Origin of the sequence: Nitrospira defluvii (genome assembly GCF_905220995.1) — a bacterium.
GTDB lineage: Bacteria > Nitrospirota > Nitrospiria > Nitrospirales > Nitrospiraceae > Nitrospira_A > Nitrospira_A defluvii_C.
This window is the reverse complement of record NZ_CAJNBJ010000001.1, coordinates 234,015-250,381: the sequence shown is the minus strand read 5'-3', so window position 1 is coordinate 250,381 and position 16,367 is coordinate 234,015. Positions and strand designations below refer to the sequence as shown.

General features: G+C 58.5%; 17 protein-coding genes. 4 read left to right on the top strand and 13 right to left on the bottom strand.

The features are described 5' to 3' along the window. Positions 1 to 3 precede the first annotated feature (3 nt). From KJA79_RS01255 to KJA79_RS01245, 3 genes are read right to left on the bottom strand one after another with little or no spacing between them, the layout of a single operon-like run. A complete protein-coding gene (locus KJA79_RS01255; RefSeq protein ID WP_213040191.1) occupies positions 4 to 690 on the bottom strand; it encodes an FMN-binding protein in 687 nt (228 codons plus the stop codon). Beyond that, positions 675 to 1,136, bottom strand: coding sequence for a hypothetical protein (locus KJA79_RS01250; protein WP_213040190.1), 462 nt, complete (start codon positions 1,134 to 1,136; stop codon positions 675 to 677). Before KJA79_RS01250 ends, KJA79_RS01255 begins: the two co-directional genes overlap by 16 nt. A 59-nt stretch (positions 1,137 to 1,195) precedes the next feature. Then, positions 1,196 to 2,644 carry a porin gene (locus KJA79_RS01245; protein ID WP_213040189.1) on the bottom strand — a complete coding sequence of 483 codons (1,449 nt, stop codon included), beginning with the start codon at positions 2,642 to 2,644 and terminating at the stop codon, positions 1,196 to 1,198. A 482-nt stretch (positions 2,645 to 3,126) separates the two neighbouring features. On the opposite strand from KJA79_RS01245, the gene KJA79_RS01240 reads away from it, so the two are divergent. Beyond that, complete coding sequence (locus tag KJA79_RS01240) at positions 3,127 to 4,233, top strand: FAD:protein FMN transferase (RefSeq protein WP_213040188.1); 1,107 nt, start codon at positions 3,127 to 3,129, stop codon at positions 4,231 to 4,233. A 133-nt stretch (positions 4,234 to 4,366) separates the two neighbouring features. Here KJA79_RS01240 and KJA79_RS01235 read toward each other — a convergent pair whose 3' ends face one another. The 7 genes from KJA79_RS01235 to KJA79_RS01205 all read right to left on the bottom strand — a co-directional run bounded on the left by KJA79_RS01235 (position 4,367) and on the right by KJA79_RS01205 (position 10,543). Next, positions 4,367 to 4,669, bottom strand: coding sequence for an energy transducer TonB (locus KJA79_RS01235; RefSeq protein ID WP_213040187.1), 303 nt, complete (start codon positions 4,667 to 4,669; stop codon positions 4,367 to 4,369). Positions 4,670 to 5,319: 650 nt separating this feature from the next. Further along, on the bottom strand, positions 5,320 to 5,694 hold the full coding sequence (locus tag KJA79_RS01230; RefSeq protein WP_213040186.1) for an ExbD/TolR family protein: 375 nt from the start codon (positions 5,692 to 5,694) through the stop codon (positions 5,320 to 5,322). Then, positions 5,678 to 6,109: a TonB-system energizer ExbB gene (gene exbB / locus KJA79_RS01225; protein WP_213040185.1), complete on the bottom strand. Its 432-nt coding sequence runs from the start codon at positions 6,107 to 6,109 to the stop codon at positions 5,678 to 5,680. Before exbB ends, KJA79_RS01230 begins: the two co-directional genes overlap by 17 nt. A gap of 80 nt (positions 6,110 to 6,189) precedes the next feature. Further along, the gene (locus KJA79_RS01220; RefSeq protein WP_246507334.1) at positions 6,190 to 7,359 is read right to left on the bottom strand and encodes an ABC transporter ATP-binding protein; all 1,170 of its coding nucleotides are present in this window, start codon (positions 7,357 to 7,359) and stop codon (positions 6,190 to 6,192) included. A gap of 5 nt (positions 7,360 to 7,364) precedes the next feature. Next, the gene (locus tag KJA79_RS01215) at positions 7,365 to 8,969 is read right to left on the bottom strand and encodes an ABC transporter permease (protein ID WP_213040184.1); all 1,605 of its coding nucleotides are present in this window, start codon (positions 8,967 to 8,969) and stop codon (positions 7,365 to 7,367) included. A gap of 14 nt (positions 8,970 to 8,983) precedes the next feature. Then, a complete protein-coding gene (locus KJA79_RS01210) occupies positions 8,984 to 10,015 on the bottom strand; it encodes an extracellular solute-binding protein (protein WP_213040183.1) in 1,032 nt (343 codons plus the stop codon). A gap of 96 nt (positions 10,016 to 10,111) precedes the next feature. Further along, positions 10,112 to 10,543, bottom strand: coding sequence for a Fur family transcriptional regulator (locus tag KJA79_RS01205; RefSeq protein ID WP_213040182.1), 432 nt, complete (start codon positions 10,541 to 10,543; stop codon positions 10,112 to 10,114). Between the two features lie 153 nt (positions 10,544 to 10,696). Between KJA79_RS01205 and KJA79_RS01200 the strand changes: the two genes are divergently transcribed. Further along, positions 10,697 to 11,260: a Panacea domain-containing protein gene (locus tag KJA79_RS01200; protein WP_213040181.1), complete on the top strand. Its 564-nt coding sequence runs from the start codon at positions 10,697 to 10,699 to the stop codon at positions 11,258 to 11,260. Positions 11,261 to 11,352: 92 nt separating this feature from the next. Here KJA79_RS01200 and KJA79_RS01195 read toward each other — a convergent pair whose 3' ends face one another. The 3 genes from KJA79_RS01195 to KJA79_RS01185 form a co-directional block, all read right to left on the bottom strand. Beyond that, a complete protein-coding gene (locus KJA79_RS01195; protein WP_213040180.1) occupies positions 11,353 to 11,778 on the bottom strand; it encodes a DNA-binding transcriptional response regulator in 426 nt (141 codons plus the stop codon). Positions 11,779 to 11,912: 134 nt separating this feature from the next. Next, positions 11,913 to 12,620: a response regulator gene (locus tag KJA79_RS01190; RefSeq protein WP_213040179.1), complete on the bottom strand. Its 708-nt coding sequence runs from the start codon at positions 12,618 to 12,620 to the stop codon at positions 11,913 to 11,915. A gap of 457 nt (positions 12,621 to 13,077) precedes the next feature. Then, positions 13,078 to 14,598, bottom strand: coding sequence for a carboxypeptidase M32 (locus KJA79_RS01185; protein WP_213041391.1), 1,521 nt, complete (start codon positions 14,596 to 14,598; stop codon positions 13,078 to 13,080). Positions 14,599 to 14,683: 85 nt separating this feature from the next. On the opposite strand from KJA79_RS01185, the gene KJA79_RS01180 reads away from it, so the two are divergent. Together KJA79_RS01180 and KJA79_RS01175 are read left to right on the top strand one after the other, a co-directional pair. Next, a complete protein-coding gene (locus tag KJA79_RS01180) occupies positions 14,684 to 15,343 on the top strand; it encodes an O-methyltransferase (RefSeq protein WP_246507332.1) in 660 nt (219 codons plus the stop codon). Between the two features lie 45 nt (positions 15,344 to 15,388). Further along, entirely contained in the window at positions 15,389 to 16,300 is a 912-nt protein-coding gene (locus KJA79_RS01175) for a DMT family transporter (protein WP_213040177.1), read from the top strand. Positions 16,301 to 16,367: the final 67 nt, after the last annotated feature.

The window sequence follows — 16,367 nt, the reverse complement described above, 5'->3', positions numbered from 1 at the left end:
TCCTTAGTTGCCGAACAGGGTCCCCAACAGCCCTCGCTCGGCCTTCTGCACTGCCACGGTGTCGCTGCCCAAGCCGGCCGGCTTCAAATAAAACTCGTCAACCAGCACCAAAACTCGTTTGACGCCGGCGTTCATTGAACGGACGGACATGGTTGCGCCGCTGATGTTGATAATGTCTTTGTTGATGCGGATGGGGTCCGAGACGGTCTTGCCGTCATACTGAGAGTTGAATCGCTTCTTTCCAACTTCGCTGCCCTTTGCATCTCGAAACACTAGCAATTCGACATCGGTGCAATTGCCTTTGGCATCCACACCAACCATATACGTCATGGGCTTATATTTGCCGATGGTGTTGTGGATCATGGCATATCCATCGACCTTGCCTCCAGTCTCTCCGATATACAGGTCGAAGGAGTCTTCCGGGAACTTCCAGCCGATGCGTTGTTCGATCAGTTCTTTTTTGTCTTGCGCGAGGCGAATCATTTCCTTGCGGACATGTTGAGATTTCGGGAGGATGGTCTTGACGGCCTCCTCCTCCGTCATGAACTCTTCGTACTTGAAGTCGTCGTCTTTCAGAAAGCGGCGCAATTCGTTGTCCCAAACTTTCTCCGTTGCCAGAGCCGGGATTGATGAGGTCATCAGCAAGACGATTGTGATCAAGGTGCGGTACGCACTCACTGTACTGAACATCCGTGCTCCTTCAATTTGCTGTTCAAGCGGTTCTGCACATCAGTCATGACTTCAGCAGAGGGCTCAGTATCGGTCCAGCCGAAGAGGCGTGATCCGCCGCGGAAGGCCCACCGCTGTCGCTCTTCGATGAAACCTATTTTGGTTACGTCGTCCAGCCGTTTGACTGTCAGGGAAATCCGGGACCGATCTCTGCTGTCTCCCAAGTCTCGTTGGAAAGCACCAAAGGTCCGTCCCGGCATCGAGATTTCAAGCCATGCCGTGTCGATCACGCCTGCAGTCTTATCCTGCCGGGCAATCGCACGATCTTTGACTGCCTCAAGCGCGGCCTCCCAGGCATGGTCGTAACTGCAGACGGCGAATCGTTCTTGCGTGCCGCCCATCGCTGCGCAAGCGGTCAAGAGCGAGGGAAGCAGAATGAAGCTGAGTCTGCGGTGGCGTTGTGTCATACCATCTCATTCAGTTCAGCCAGGCCATCCCGATCGGGACGGCCTGGCCGAGAATCCGGTTAGAAGTACGTGGCTGCTTGGATCAAGAACCCGTTTCCATTCATGGGGCTGCCTGCAGTGCCGAGATCCCCGGCGGCGACAAGCCCCTTGGCGTCTTTCTGGGTGTTGAATTGCCAATCGAATTTGATCACCGTGTCTTCGATCGGCCGGAAGTTCAGGCCGAGGGTCAAGCGCTCAAGCTTCCGCTGGCCACCAAGTGCGTTCTGCTTGGTGCGATCGTCGGTGTCCGTGTTGACCTGTTCCCACCGGACGACTGCTGTGAATGTAGAGGCGTCGGTGAAACGGCTGGGGGCCCATTTTTTGAGGAATTCCGGCATGAAGTGATAATTCCCCTGAACGTAATACCCTTGCATGCCGGCTGGTCCGATGGCCCGGTTGGCCACGCCCGTCGCATTGTTGTTGCTGATTCTGGTCCAGGCCGACTCACCGATGATTTCAAACGGGCCTTTTTGGAGCGTCCAGTCCAATGCAAACATATCGATGTATCCCGCGCCCACGGCTCCGGCCGCCGGCTTGTATGCTCCATGGTATCCGGATCCGGCGATTTCAATGCCTAACATCGGGCTGAAGGCGACGCGGCCCACGACGGCCTTGTTGTCATCGCGATCCCGAGAGACACTGCCACGCGCGCTACGTACCCCAAGGTCTGTAATCCCACCGGCGGTCTGGCTCATTCCATTGACGGCATAGACTTCATAGTCCAGCTTCGACCGTGACGAAGGATACAAGGTTCCGTAGATACCGGCTCCTGCCTCAAACCAGGTGCTGGGAATGACAATGCGGGATACCATCGGTCGATCAACAAGATCGTTGAGCGGGGAGTCGTGCAGCAAGTTAAATTTGCCGACCGGCATGAGCAGAATGCCGGCGCGGAGGTTGATGGATTCGTCGATCAAATAGTCCAATTGGGCGAATTCGATCTGCATAGATCCATCGCCGCTCTGCGGGGCATTCTGGCCGCCGCGTTCGATCTCGATTTCAGTGGCAAACTTGATGTGGTCGGTAATGTCGGCATAAATAAAGGGTACCAGCCGTTGCTGACCGAATGAATTGCGGCTGGGGTTGTCCAGGTTCTGACGGGACAATGAGTTGTACATCACATCGGCGTACCCACCGACCGTTGCCTTCGGTGCACTCAAGAAGGGTTTGGCGTACAGGAGTTTGCCGGACCCGGTCGATCCGAATCCCAATGGAATTTTTTCCTCGCCCGGTCGACCTACGCGAATGTCGGTCATGGGGCCGGTCGCAACAGGGTACTGTGGGGCCGAGCCGGGTTCGGTTTGGCCCTGCTGCATGCCGCCTTCACGCCGTTCGTGTTCTTTCAATCGTTGCTCGACCGCTTCATCAACCAGCTTTTTGATGTCCTCCGGGGTCATGTTTTCTGCCAGTGCCGGCATTGCCGACAGACCGACCAACAGGAACGCCCCGAGGAATGCCCGCATTTTCATGGGTATCCTCCGTCTGCGAGTAAGGTTGTGGGATGACTCGGGACTCGGCGGTCTCTGGTCTGTTGAAAAAACATGCATGTGAGCTTGACGTCTTCGATGAGTGTAGGTGAGAAGACCTCCTTCCATAAATCGGATCATGCCGGCACCGTTCCCCAGCCTTCGATCGCGGTGAACGGAATCACGACGATACGTTTGCAGCGTTTACACTTGAGCTCGAGGCCTTGCCCGCGAACCTTTGCGATCAATTGACCGCACTCGCAGCGTGTTTCACTGTCTTGGCCGCAGGGTCTCGCTAAGTTATTGTGCGCAGTCATGAGGATTCGGTGTCCAAGTTTGTGAAATTGAGAACGATTATTAATATCCCGATCGATATCTGATTGTCAAGCCTGTCGTTCGCTCTCCGGACGTGGGAATAATTGCAATTTGCAGGGAGGCCGGAGAATATGGCGGTCTATTGGGATCACGCGCAAAGGAGACGCCGGATGAATCGACATAGGTCCGTCAAACTCTCTGGAACATCTGCCTCGACCGCTCTTGAACGTTCCCCCTCTGCGCAGGCAGGGCTGATTACGACCATGGTCGTCCTCTCCGGCTATCTTCTCATCTTCGCTGGTTGTGCCGGACCGACGCGCACTCCCTCTCCGGTAGTCGTAAAAAGAACGCAGATGCAGATGGGAACGCTGGTGACGATCACGTCGGTAGCACCGAATCGCCAGGTGGCCCAGGCTGCAGCCTCGGCAGGATTTCAGGAAATCCACCGCTTGGAAGGGTTGTTGAGTACGTGGATTGAGAGCAGTGAGCTTTCTCGCGTGAATGCCGCAGCAGGAAAAGAAGCGGTGACGGTTAGTCATGAGACGATACAGGTGCTGAAGGATTCGGAGAAGATCGCCCAATTGACGGATGGGGGATTCAATATTCTCGTTGGTCCTGCTGTTGATGCGTGGAGCGTGCTTGACCGCCAAGAGGTTCCGTCTGACGCAAAATTGGCTGAGCTTCGCCCCCTCACCGACCGGACTGCGCTGTACCTCGATGAGGAGCGAAGGGCGGTCAGGCTGGCCAAGGCTGGTATGCGAGTCGACGTAGGGGGCATCGGCAAGGGGTATGCTGCCGACATGGCCGTGGGGGCGATGAGAAAGGTCGGCGCAATTGCGGGGGTCGTTGCTCTATCCGGTGATATTAGGACATTCGGGCTGCTTCCCGATGGACGAACGTTTCCCTTTGGTATCCGGCACCCCCGGCGAGAAGAAGCCGTGCTGGCGTATATTGACCTTCAAAATGAGGCGATTTCAACTGCCGGGGACTACGAGCGATATTTTGAGCGCGGCGGGGTGCGATACCACCATATTCTGGACCCAGCGACCTTGCAGCCGGCGCGGGACTGCCAGAGCGTGACGGTCGTGGCACCTGACGGGGTAACTGCAGATGGATTGGATACAGGCATTTTTGTCATGGGGCGGGCGCGTGGTATGGCGTTGGTCGAACAGATGCCTGGCGTCGGAGCCGTCATCGTGGATCGCGACGGCAAGGTGTGGGTCTCATCCTCTCTTCGTGGGCGAGTGAGGATGAATGAAGAGTCTGTCGGCCGATGAGATACTCGTGCCGCGATGTCCGTTGCTGAGTCGACATCGGGTCTTCCCTGTTACGTCGTAAGTGGAGAGGCAGTAACCGAGCCCTATTTCTGAGCCTCGGGCCGCAAGTCTCTGGGTAAGATCTGGAGGAGAGTTAGTGCACCAGTTGGTAGTTGATGGGAATCTGAAGGGTGACCGACGATTTTTCGAGAGGCTGGGTCAACAGGATGGGCGACGATTTCTGCACGGTCTCGAGTGCCGCCTGGTCGAGAATGTCATGTCCGGAACTTTTTGCGATTGTGGCAGAGATGATCTGGCCGTCGTCCTGCACCACAATGCGTACGAGCACTCGCCCTTCCAAACGGTTGATCCGTGCTTCTGCCGGATATTGTTTGAGCGATTCTATCCGAGGCAGGAGCGACGCGGCGAGCCATCCATAGTCAGGTTTTCTCGCCATTGTGGCATTGGGTGTCGACGGCACGAGTGTTGCTGTTTGCGTTGAGGGAGCGCCGCTGTCAGGAGTTTGTTCCCTGTTGGTTGGTGAGACAGAAGGGGCCTGCGCGGGAATAATTTCCGGCAATGAAGGTGTGGCTGCTGTCCGTTCGGGAGCAGAGGCAGACTCAAGAATGGCTTGGGGAGCCGGGGCTGGAGGTACCAGTTCCTTCGTCATCGGTTCTGGTAGTAACGGAGGAGGGGGCATCACCGCTTCTGTCGCTGGCTGGAGGTGCTGGATTGATGGCGGAGGGGCAGGTTCTTCAATTTGAGGTTCTACCGGATGTGGAAGGGGCGTGGATGCGGTCGGACGAGGACTTGAAGACTGAGTCGTGACAGGGCGTGCCGGTGGAGCGGGCATGCTCCGTTGGACCGGCCTGGTTGCTGCTGACGCCAAGGCTGATTCGCTTGGTGGGGTGGAGAGGGTATGGGGCGTCGTGGGTGAGGCCACAACAGTGACATCCCAATGAAATGAGGACGAGGATGGGGCAAGTCCCATCTTCGCGATCAGCAGTCCCGCCAGAACAATGGCGGTACCGTGCAGGCACAGGGAGATGATCCAGCCTCCCGCCCGTTGACGGACGAACGGATCGTGAGTCGTGGGGTGCTCCGCAGTCATAGGCGCACGACTTCCAGGCTTACGGACTGAAATCCAAGGCCGCGTATCTCATCCACAACCGAGACAAAGCGCTCGAGCAGGGTGACTTTGTCCGCTCGCACGACGACCAGTGACTCTCGAGGGTGGGCTAACAGCATCGTTTTCAGGCCATCGGCTGGAACTGGGCGATCGTTCAGGAACAATTCACCGGTTGCGGTGAGCGTGACGACCACGGGAACATCCTTGTGATCGCCGGCCTCCTTGGCCTTGGCGAGGTTGACCGGAATTTGTCCTGTGCTGATGAAGGTCGCCGTCGTCAGGACGATGACGAGCAATACGAGCATGACGTCCACCAGCGGGATGACGTTGATCTGATTAACCTCGCGTTCCATGCTCCACCTTATAGGTTGTCAGGAGTTCAGCGACGCGCCGGCGAAGAATATTGTTCATGACGACACAGGGAATGGCCACCAGCAAGCCGACGGCCGTCGCCTTCAGCGCGAGGCTCAAGCCGATCATGATGGTATTGACGGCCATGGTCCCTGAGGTTCCCATCGTGTGGAACGTCATCATGATCCCAAGCACCGTGCCCAATAGTCCGATGTAGGGGGCATTTGCCGCGACAGTCCCGATGATCACCAGCCGCTTGGTCAGTGCGATTTCAAATGTTTGCACGTCTGTAAATTGCGCGGGGTCTACGCGTCGATAGTAGAGCCAGCGTTCGACAGCGACGGCCACCGACCACACACTCAACGCAATCAACAGCCCGATGATGCCATACTCTACCGCATTCTTGAGCACATCCATTCGTCAATCCTCCACCTGTCACTATTGATGCACGGTGGCCCTGTCCGCCTTCGTCAGTGCCTATTGTACCTGTGCCGCGCTTACGGAATCGAAGCATTCCCGTCGTGCGATTCCGGCTCAGCCGGCGATTCAGGGGACTGGGGAAACAAGACCGTATGGGTGGCCACCACACGCAGCGCGATGGCCGTTCCGGCTTGATAAATGCTCAACGACGATTCGCTACTGTGCACGATCTGTCCTGACGCGAGTCGGATGGTGTAGACGTTTTCGGACCCTTTGAATTGCCGCGCCACAATACGCGCATTGGCCCCCTTCGTTGGGACGATGTGAATGTCGTCTGGGCGGATCATCACGACGACCTTGGTGCCGGTGGCGAGCTTCTGCGTGTTGGGAAAGTCTCCGAGCTCAGTCGTGACCACATGGTTGTCCACGACGCCGGAGACGAAATCCGCCTGTCCGACGAAGTCCGCCACGAACGGTGTGGTCGGCAGATGGTAAATGGCCTCAGGGGTATCGAACTGTTCGAGCCGCCCACGGTTCAGGACGGCCACGTGGTCGGCCATGGAGAAGGCTTCGTCGTGATCGTGGGTGACAAGGATGGCGGTGGTTTTGGTTTGTCTCAATAAGGCATGCAGATCTTGGCGCATCCGACTGGCCATATCCGGATCAAGATTACTGAACGGCTCATCCAGCAACAGGAGCACGGGACGCAGGGCGAGTGCACGGGCCAACGCCACCCGTTGTTGTTGCCCTCCAGAAAGCTCATGTGGGTAGCGGTGTTCCAGGCCGCGCAACCCGGTCAATGCCAGGAGATCACCGACGATCGCTCGTTGCTGGGGGCGTGAGAGATGGTTCAAGCCGAAAGCAATATTCTTGTCCACGCGCAAATGGGGGAACAGCGCGTATTCCTGAAAGACCATGCCGATGTGTCGTTGTTCCGTCGGCACCAGCGTGTCCCGTGAAGAGACCAGACGCCCGGAGAGGGTGATGGTGCCGGTGGTGACCCGTTCAAAGCCTGCGATTGCGCGGAGAATCGTGGTTTTGCCGCATCCGGACGGGCCGAGAAGGCACAAAATTTCTCCCTGTTGAACGCTGAATGAGATGTCTTCGACCGCCGGCCGCGTTGCCTCATAGGCGCAGGAGACGTCGCGAAGCTCCAGCACCGCTGAGCCGTTCGACGTCGGCTCAGCCGTCGCGAGGGCTGTCTCCTCGTTCTTAACCAGTTGCTCGCCGGTGTCCGATCCGTTCACGGGGGTTACGTGCCAATCTCCTGCTCTTGGGCGCGCCAGTCTTTGGCGACCAGTAACATCAGCGCCGGCAGGCTTAGGACGACAATCAACAGAGCGGCAGGGGCTGCCAGTTGGTAATATTCTTCGCTGGCCTCCAGCCAGACCCGAATGGCCAGTGTATCAAATCCCACCGGCCTCAGCAGCAATGTGGCCGGAAGCTCCTTCATCGTTTGGAGAAACATCAGCACCCATGCCGCGGTGAAGCCATTGCGGACGAGGGGAAGTGTAATGCGTCGCAGACTTTGTTGTGCCGTGCAGCCCAGGGTGCGAGCGACTTCTTCTACATTCGGCGTAATTTGCTGCAGGGCCGGCTCCATCGACTGCAGCCCGACCGGGAGGAAATGCAGGATGTAGGCGATCAGCAGCACGACGACGGTGCCGTAGAGCGCGGGGACAAAGTGTGTGAAGAGGACGAGCACCGCGAGGGCTGCGACGGGGCCGGGCAACGCGTATCCGGCATAGGCTGCGTGGAGGCAGGCGAGGTTCAACCGGGACGGGCGACGGCTGGCCAGGTACGCCAACGGGATTCCGATAAGTACTGCGCCGCTGGCGGCGAGGGCCGCGAGCACGGTGCTGTTCCAGACGAATCCTACAAAACGCGCATCCAGTGCGCCTTGTCCGATGGCTTCAATGCTCCACTGCACCAACATTGCGGCGGGAATGCCGAAGGAGACGCCGAAGACCAGGACCACATAGCCGGTGATCGCTGCCGTTGCGATGGGTCCAGCCTGCCGGCGCATCGCCTTCCGGTATCGACCCGACGTTTGATAAAAGCGGCTGCGTTGGCGAAACCATCGCTCGGTGACAAGAAAGATTCCTGCCATGAGGACGAGCAGCAGACTCAGGATGCTCGCAGCCGTGTGGTCGTAGCGGCTGGTCATTTGCTGGTAGACGGCATAGGTGAGGGTTTGGTAGCGGAGGAGTGAGACGGCCCCGAAGTCCGAGATCACGTACAGGACGACCAGCGCGAGTCCCGCTGCGATAGCGGGGCGGATGAGCGGGAGTGTGACTTTCCAGAGGGTCGTCCAGGGAGAGACGCCGCAGACTCGCGCCACTTCTTCAAAGGATAGATTCAGATTCAGCAATGCGCCACGAACCAGGAGATAGACGAAGGGGAAGGTGTCCAGGGCCATGATGAGCGTCACCCCGAGAAAGCTTTGGGGAGAGAGTAGTCGTGCGTCAGCCCCCAGCACCATCTGCCACCATTGCTCCGCAGGTCCCCCCATTCCCAGGAGATGCGCATAGACGTAGGCCAGCACGTAGGTCGGCATCGCCAGGGGTAAGGCGAGGGCCCATTCCCACAACCGGCGGCCGGGGAATTCGTAGCGAACGATGAGCCAGGCGAGGGACACCCCGAGCCCCAGAGTGGCCAGTGCCACACTGGCGGCGAGCGACAGGGTGTTTCCCAGGAGTTCAGGAATGCGGGTCGACCAGAGACGAGTCCATACAGTCGGCGCGGCTGTCAAGGCCACGTAGATGATGTAGCCGGTGGGGAGGACCAGAAATGCTGCGGTGAGAAGGCTTACCCATTGCAGCGACGATGGCGTGTGGGCTCGTGTGGCAGTGAACATGCGCGGCCAACAGCTCAGCGAAGGCCGACTTGTTCGATCAGCGTGAGTGTGCTCTCGCGCAGTTCCGCCAGCCGAGCCAGTGGAACGAGCGCTGCGCGGAAGCTGTGCCGGTCGACGAGTGCCGGGTCGGCCTTGACCTCCGGATGCAAGGGGTATTCTTTGTCGAGGTCTGCAAACAGCTTTTGCCCGGCTTGGGCCACCAGGAATTCTACCAAGAGTTTGGCGCTCTCCACGTGTTTCGACGTCCGCGTGATCCCGATTCCGGTCACATTCATGATGGCACCCATGCCGCCCTCCTGTTGATCGGTCATGATGGCGGCAATAGGGGCGGCTGGCTGGGCGGCCAGATGTCGGTAGATGTAGTAGTGGTTCACGATCCCGAGTGCGACCTGGCCTTTGGCGACGGCCTCCACGATTTGCGAGCTTTTCTGATACACCTGTGTTCCGGCGTTGGCCTTGAGCCCCTGCAGGAATTGCCTCGTGCGGTCATCGCCGAACGTGGCCTTGATGACGGAGACGCCGGCTTGAAGGTACTCGCTGCCTGAGTTGGGAATGGCGATTTTGTCTTTCCATTGCGGCTGGGCCAGATCGAGCAGTGAGGTGACCTGCTCGGGCTTGACCATGTTCTTGTTGTAGACGACGATCCAGAATCGACCCGACAGGCCGATCCAGCTGTTGTCGCTCGCACGGAATTGTGGAGGAATGGCCCGTTCGACTTCACGCATGTTCATGGGCCTGAGGAGCTTCAGTTCCCGGGCATGTTCAAGACTGCCGGCATCGTTGGTAAGAAACACGTCGGCCGGGCTGTAGTCGCCCTCAGCCTGCAGCCGGTTGACCAGTTCGGTTGTCCCGGATGAAAGGAGTTCAATCTGAATCCCGCTTTTCGATTGAAATTCGTCCAGCACCGGCTTGATTAGACGTTCGGCTCGACCCGAATAGACGACGAGTTTGTCTGCCGCGGCTGCGGGGGCCGTGGCCAATTGCGAGCAGAATAGGCTGCCGAGGATCAGGGCCAGCGCAAGGATGGTACGAGGGGATGTAGCCATGCGGCATGCCTCCACGTGTAAAGACGGCCCGTGACGGGCGCTCTAGTTGAAATTGATAAGCCGTCTCAAGAGGATACTGGATGAGACGGCAATCCGTCAATGGCGGCAACGCGGGCAGAGCCCGTAGAGTTCCAGGCGGTGAGTTTGGATCACAAAGCCGTTTTTTGTCGCGACCTCCTCCTGCAGCCGCTCGATCTCGCAGTTCTCAAACTCGACGATCGTGCCACAGCCGGTGCAGATGAGATGGTCGTGATGGCCTTTATGGGAGATGTTGTCGTATTGCGTCTGGGTGCCGAAGTGGCGAGCCTGGGCAATCCCAGCCTCGCAAAAGAGGTTCAGCGTGCGGTAGATCGTCGCGAGCCCCAGATGAGGATCTTTCTTCGCAAGCTGATGATACATTGTCTCGGCCGTCACGTGCTCCTGTCGAAGGAACGCCGTCAGGATCAGTTCTCGCTGGCGAGTCAGTTTCAATTGATGCTTCGCCAGATGCTGACGAAGCACGTCCATTTCTTTAAGGCTTTTGCTCATCGTGTGTGGTCAGGCTTGAAAGAGGCCCATTAAAAACGAAAGTGGGTGAATGGGTCAAGAGGGGGACGCGACTTCAGGATCATCGATTGACGAATCCAAAGGGGCCTGTTTATAGTCCACCCCGTTGTCGTTCATGCAGAGGAGATGCGATCCGTGCGAAAGCCTCACGAGATGACCGTTGACCGGGCCTTGCTACTCTATGTCTTGTCGCTGGCTGAACCCTATGGGCTCTTGAGCGACGTGAAACTTCAACAGCTCTGTTTTCTCTGCGAATTGCAGCTGTTCGGTAAAGGCATCAAGGGATTACACTTCGAATTCGTCCGGTTTGCGTATGGGGCGTTCAGTCGCGACTTGGATAACGATTTGACCTCGCTTCGTCGGAAAGAGCGGATCGAAAATTTCAGTCCATCAGATCACGTGCGTGACGAGGTGCTCCCGCTGTTGATGAAGGGGATTGACGGCAATGAGGTCAATGAAAAGGTTCGGGACCTTATCCAGGCCGTGATCTCGACGTACGGGCCGCAGGATGTGACGGCCATTACGCAATCAGTCGAATCGGTTGAGTTGAGCACCCCTCAACAGCCGGAGTTCAAAATTCCCATTCGCGATATCGTCTTTCACACCACGCTGCTGGTCCCGGCCAGAATCGAAGTGGCGTCGGAGTTTCTCCTGCCCGCAAATCAATTAGCCAAGCTGAATGTGGCGATGGGATATTGAACGCCCTGATCCTGTCTGTGATCAGGGGACCGGGATCGTTCCCCTGAGTGCCACGCCGCGATTGACCGTTACCCCTTCCGTCGAGATGAGTGTTAAGCCCCGGTGGCTGCTCTCCCGGCAGGTGGTCCAGATTCGGGTCGTTTCGGGAGGGCGAGTGCTGCCTGAATCGTATGCAGCATGGCTCCGGTGTCGATCGGCTCAAGTAAACAATATTCAATATGCAGTTCGCGCACGACGCGCTGGAATTTCTCGCCCTCCAAGGCCGGGTCGTGAAGCGCTGCGGTGATGATCAGCCGGGCGGCGGGAAATGCTTTTCGAAGCTCAACCAGGCCTTCCGGCCCTTGATCGTCATCAGCGACCAGTCGAGCAATGACCAGGTCCATGGTGGAGGAGGAGGGGTGCGAAAAGGCGGCCTGCCGGCTGGCGCTGTACTGAACGAAGTGTTCCATCCCAGGTAGGGCCAGCTTGATCAGCCGTCTGAGATTTGCGTCGGCATTGATGATCAGGATATTGGCCATAGTCCCCCAACGCGAAGAGGTGATGGAGAGCGCGGTGCTGGCTTGTCAGGGCCTGTGGCGGCATCGCAGGAGACGTCCCTGGTGCGTGAGTGTGAGGGCGTGAAGGTGGGCCTCCTTTCGAATCTCCGATGCATTCAGACCAATTGTTGGTCCAGGGCGTATCGGATCAATTCAGCGGTCGTCCTCATGCCGAGCTTGATGAGGAGGCGCGAGCGGTACGTGCTCACGGTCTTGATGCTCAAGTTCAAGTGTTCGGCGATTTCCGTCAAGCGGCGACCCTGGGCGATCCACTGAAGGACTTCTATTTCTCGATCCGACAGTCCGGCCGGCAGCCTGTCCGTGTACGTAACGGGTCTGGTGGAGAGTGCATCTTGCTGTTGCGGGTCGATCTGGGAAGATGGGGCATAGCTGCCGCCGCGCAGAATGCGCGAAACCGCCGCGCGGAGTTCCTCTGGGCCTGTTTCCTTCGTCAGGTAGCCGAGGGCACCGGCTCGAACGGCACGCGTCGCGTAATGTTCTTCGGAGTAGATGCTGACAACCAGCACCGGCAGGGCTGGTTGCACAGACTTGAGTATGCGCAAGACCTCGAGGCCTGGCATGTCGGGCAGGTTCAAGTCCAGAATGACGAGGTCCCAGGCGGCCGCGCGAATCTGCTCAATCGCATGTTGAGCGGATCCTGTTTCGGCGATGTACGGTGTTTGCCCGTCTTCTGCCAGAAAGTCTTGCAGGAACTCTTTGAGGCCACGTCTGAGGAGTGCGTGGTCGTCTGCGAGGAGAATCTTGAGAGTGCTTTTAACGGTCGGCGATTCGTCCAATACATTCACGGCAATTATGTCCCTCACGGTGCGTTGCGGCGCCCGGCCGTGCGGCTGCACTGGGGCTTTTGTCGAGCGAGCCTAGCCAGGGAATCGGTCGTACAGTGAGGGACTGTCGCGTCGGATCGAAGGACGGATTGATCACGTCGTCATGCCCCGTCATGTCGTCTAGTCGTGGCAGCCTCTCATGGACATCGACGGTGAGGCCATGGATTCGTTGGAGACTTCCAGCGTCTGCGGAAGATCCAGGCCATTCGTGCGATTCCTTCGCCCACGTGCTCAGCCGATTCACTCCCTGGAGCAGGGTCAGCACTTAGGATCTGGTGCGTTGATGTATCCCAATGAGAATTAACATGGTTCTCGAAGGTCTCCCTAGATCTGAAGTATCCTGTTATGGCCCTAGGTATTTTGCGGGGGCGCGGTTCACGCGGCCGGGAAGGTTGGCTCAAGGCCAAGGCATGAACGCGAGGGAAGGCTGGAAAGCCTAGAGTTGATACAGTTGGCCGTACTTCTTTTCTAGATAGCGCAGGAATGGCTCGGGACTCACCCCGTTGCCGGTGACTCGCCGGGCGAGGTGGTCAGGCGTGAACATACGTCCCCAGCGGTGAATCTTTTGTTCCAGCCATCGCCGGAGCGGAACGAGTTGCCCGGCCGCGATGTCTTCTTCCAACTGGGGCAGTTCCAGGTTGGCCTGCTCGAAGAATTGGACTGAATAGAGGTTGCCCAACGTATAGGTCGGAAAGTAGCCGAATGCCCCCATCGACCAATGCACATCCTGGAGCACGCCGTCGGCATCCCGTTGCGGAACGATTCCGAGGTACGACTGCATTTTGTCGTTCCAGAGTCCCGGTAAGTCATCCGGTTGGATGCGATTTTCAATCAGCGCCTGCTCAATTTCCACGCGCAGCATGATGTGGAGGTTATAAGTTAACTCGTCGGCCTCGACGCGAATGAGGGAGGGCGCGGCCCGGTTGATCGCGGCATAGAAGTGATCGAGCGGGACGGTGGCCAGCTGTTCAGGAAATGTGTGTTGGAGGATCGGGTAAAAGCAGCGCCAAAAGGCGCGCGATCGGCCCACGCAGTTCTCCCACAGACGAGACTGACTCTCGTGGAAACCCAGTGACACGGACTCGCCGAGAGGCGAGCCGTAATATCGAGGGTCGAGCCCTTGATCATACAGGCCGTGACCGCCTTCGTGGATGCAGCTGAACAGGCACGAGGGCAAATCCGTTTCGAAGACACGGGTCGTGACGCGGACATCGGTTGGGTGAAACGAGGTCGTGAAGGGGTGGGCGGAAAGGTCGAGGCGGCCGCGCTCGAAATCATACCCCATGGCCACGAGCACGAGGCGACCGAATTCCATTTGCTTGGCTTGATCAAAGCGTTGGTGTAAACAGCTGTCGTCGATGGTCACTCCGCTGCCTTGCACCTTTTTGAGCAGCGGGACGAGCCGTTCGCGTAGTTCGCGAAACATCGGCGCAAGATGCGCAATTGTCGCGCCTGGCTCATAGGTGTCCAGGAGTGCGTCATACGGGGAGTCCCGATAGCCGAGGTATTGGGCTTCCTCGCGCTTGAGGTCGATGATGGTTCTGAGCGAGGGGAAGAATTTTGAGAAACGACTTTCCTCCCGTGCCGTCACCCAGGCCTGCTGCGCCAGGGAGCATTCGCGGCTCAGGCGGACCACAAAGGCAGAGGGAAGCTTCTTGGCTCGACTGAAATCTCGCCAGGTTTCACGGAGCAAAGAACGTGATGGCTCATCCCACCCTTCGGTGGCCTGGCCCGTCGCTGGGTCGACCCAATCGGTCAATAGCGTCTCGATTTCGCGGGATACGAGTTTCTCATGCGCGAGTCCTTCCAACGCGGCGATCTGTTCGGCCCGTGCCGCGCCGCCCCCGGCCGGCATATAGGTTTCCTGGTCCCAAGAGAGGACCGACGCTGCGCTCTGAATGCGCCGGATTTCGAGGAGACGGTCCGTCAATGGTTCCAATGTTGCCAATGTCTTCACGTGCTGGCCTCTTGTGCTGGGATGTCCGTGGTATGATTCGCGACCGGTGCGAATTGTCGCACAAGTCTCTAGTGGAGTGAAACTCATGGCTGATCTGGTCCTGCCCGATATCGAAGCCTATGCCGCGGCCTGTTCCTTGCCGGAAACTCCGGTCCGCCGGAATTTGCGAGAGGAAACCGAGCGGACCATGGAGTTTGCGCGGATGCTGGTGGGGCCGCTGGAAGGCGCATTTCTGTCCATGATGACTCGCCTCGTTCAGGCCCAGCGCGTGCTGGAAATTGGGATGTTTACGGGGTATAGCGCCCTGTGTTTTGCGGAAGCCTTGCCCGACCAGGGACGGGTGATGACGTGCGAGGTGGATGAAGAATCCGCCGCCGTCGCTCGCCGATTCTTTGCCCAGTCGCCGCATGGAGGGAAAATTGACATTCGGATGGGTCCGGCGCTGGAGACGATGGCGAATCTGACCGGCCCCTTTGAGGTGATCTTTATTGATGCAGACAAGATCAACTACGTGAATTATTACCGTCGGGCGATGGAGTTGCTGTCCCCGCGCGGCGTGATCTTGATCGACAATGTATTGTGGGACGGCGATGTCCTGCTGAATCCGCCGCCGGACGATCGCACCGCGGCCATTCAGGAACTCAACCGAGTCGTGGCGGCTGATTCGCGCGTGACGGCGGTGCTGGCCACTATTCGCGATGGAGTGTGGGTCATTTCCCCGAAACCGTCACGCGAGCCGTCTTAACCATCCGGTGTGTCGCACACCAGAGTGAAGGGAGAACGTGAACGGATGGACAGACCGTCAGCCCCTGCCGCCTATGCCGCCTTGACCACGTCCGCCCTGGTATGGGGAGGCTCGATTGTGGGGCAGAAACTCGCGCTCGGCGCGTTTTCGGCCGTGGAGACCTCCTTGCTGCGCGGCCTCGGCGCGTTGGCGATCCTGATTCCTCTCTGGTGGTGGACGGAAGGCGGGCGCACGACTCTGACGGCCCGCGATCTGAAGTGGCTGTCGCTGCTGGGTCTCGGCGTGCTCGGCAACCATCTGTTGACGCTGTTCGGCCTTCGGTATGTCGGCGCGGCCACCGCTGGAGTGATTATCGGGGCGAGTCCGGCCATCACCGCCCTCCTCTCATCGCTGTTAGTCCGCGATGTGCCTTTTAAAACCGTGGCGGGAGGGTGTGCGGTGTCGTTCGCGGGGGTGGCGCTGGTGTCCGGAGTCGGAGGAGATGCCCCGAGCGGAGAGAATCCCTGGTTGGGCGGCATCTTGGTCCTGTTGGGGTTGGTGAGCTGGGCGCTCTACTCGATCGGAGGCCGGCAGGTGATGGAGCGTCTAACCCCGCTGACAGTCAATTGGACGACCTTGTTCCTCTCGCTGATGCTGCAGATTCCCCTCCTCTGGACCGATCAAAAGCTGCTCGTCACCGGTATGAGCGTCGTTCCGCTTTCCGGGTGGTTGGCCTTGGGCTATCTGATCGTCTTTGCCACCGCTCTTGGCCAGCAAGCCTGGCTCTATGGCGTGCAGGGCGTCGGTCCCTCACGGGCCGGCGTCTTCGTGAACCTTATTCCCGTGTCGGCCCTGCTCTTGTCGGCCCTCATACTGGGTGAGGCGATTGGCGTTCGGGAAGTCGTGGGGATTGCTCTCATCCTCGCCGGCGTCTGGCTGGTCGGAAGGCAGTCGGCTCGACTCAAGGGTAGGGGCTAGCGACGTCGCCCGGTGTGTGCCTCGGTACATGAGCTCGTGGCGATGGCCGCTCTTTGTATGATCGCTG

Bases quoted from the DNA above. Each gene is read 5' to 3' on its own strand.
- KJA79_RS01205 (WP_213040182.1), bottom strand. From the start codon at position 10,543: ATGAGCAAAAGCCTTAAAGAAATGGACGTGCTTCGTCAGCATCTGGCG.
- KJA79_RS01250 (WP_213040190.1), bottom strand. From the start codon at position 1,136: ATGACACAACGCCACCGCAGACTCAGCTTCATTCTGCTTCCCTCGCTC.
- KJA79_RS01240 (WP_213040188.1), top strand. From the start codon at position 3,127: ATGAATCGACATAGGTCCGTCAAACTCTCTGGAACATCTGCCTCGACC.
- KJA79_RS01255 (WP_213040191.1), bottom strand. From the start codon at position 690: ATGTTCAGTACAGTGAGTGCGTACCGCACCTTGATCACAATCGTCTTG.
- KJA79_RS01235 (WP_213040187.1), bottom strand. From the start codon at position 4,669: ATGGCGAGAAAACCTGACTATGGATGGCTCGCCGCGTCGCTCCTGCCT.
- KJA79_RS01215 (WP_213040184.1), bottom strand. From the start codon at position 8,969: ATGTTCACTGCCACACGAGCCCACACGCCATCGTCGCTGCAATGGGTA.
- KJA79_RS01180 (WP_246507332.1), top strand. From the start codon at position 14,684: ATGGCTGATCTGGTCCTGCCCGATATCGAAGCCTATGCCGCGGCCTGT.
- KJA79_RS01245 (WP_213040189.1), bottom strand. From the start codon at position 2,644: ATGAAAATGCGGGCATTCCTCGGGGCGTTCCTGTTGGTCGGTCTGTCG.
- KJA79_RS01230 (WP_213040186.1), bottom strand. From the start codon at position 5,694: ATGGAACGCGAGGTTAATCAGATCAACGTCATCCCGCTGGTGGACGTC.
- KJA79_RS01210 (WP_213040183.1), bottom strand. From the start codon at position 10,015: ATGGCTACATCCCCTCGTACCATCCTTGCGCTGGCCCTGATCCTCGGC.
- KJA79_RS01175 (WP_213040177.1), top strand. From the start codon at position 15,389: ATGGACAGACCGTCAGCCCCTGCCGCCTATGCCGCCTTGACCACGTCC.
- exbB (WP_213040185.1), bottom strand. From the start codon at position 6,109: ATGGATGTGCTCAAGAATGCGGTAGAGTATGGCATCATCGGGCTGTTG.
- KJA79_RS01195 (WP_213040180.1), bottom strand. From the start codon at position 11,778: ATGGCCAATATCCTGATCATCAATGCCGACGCAAATCTCAGACGGCTG.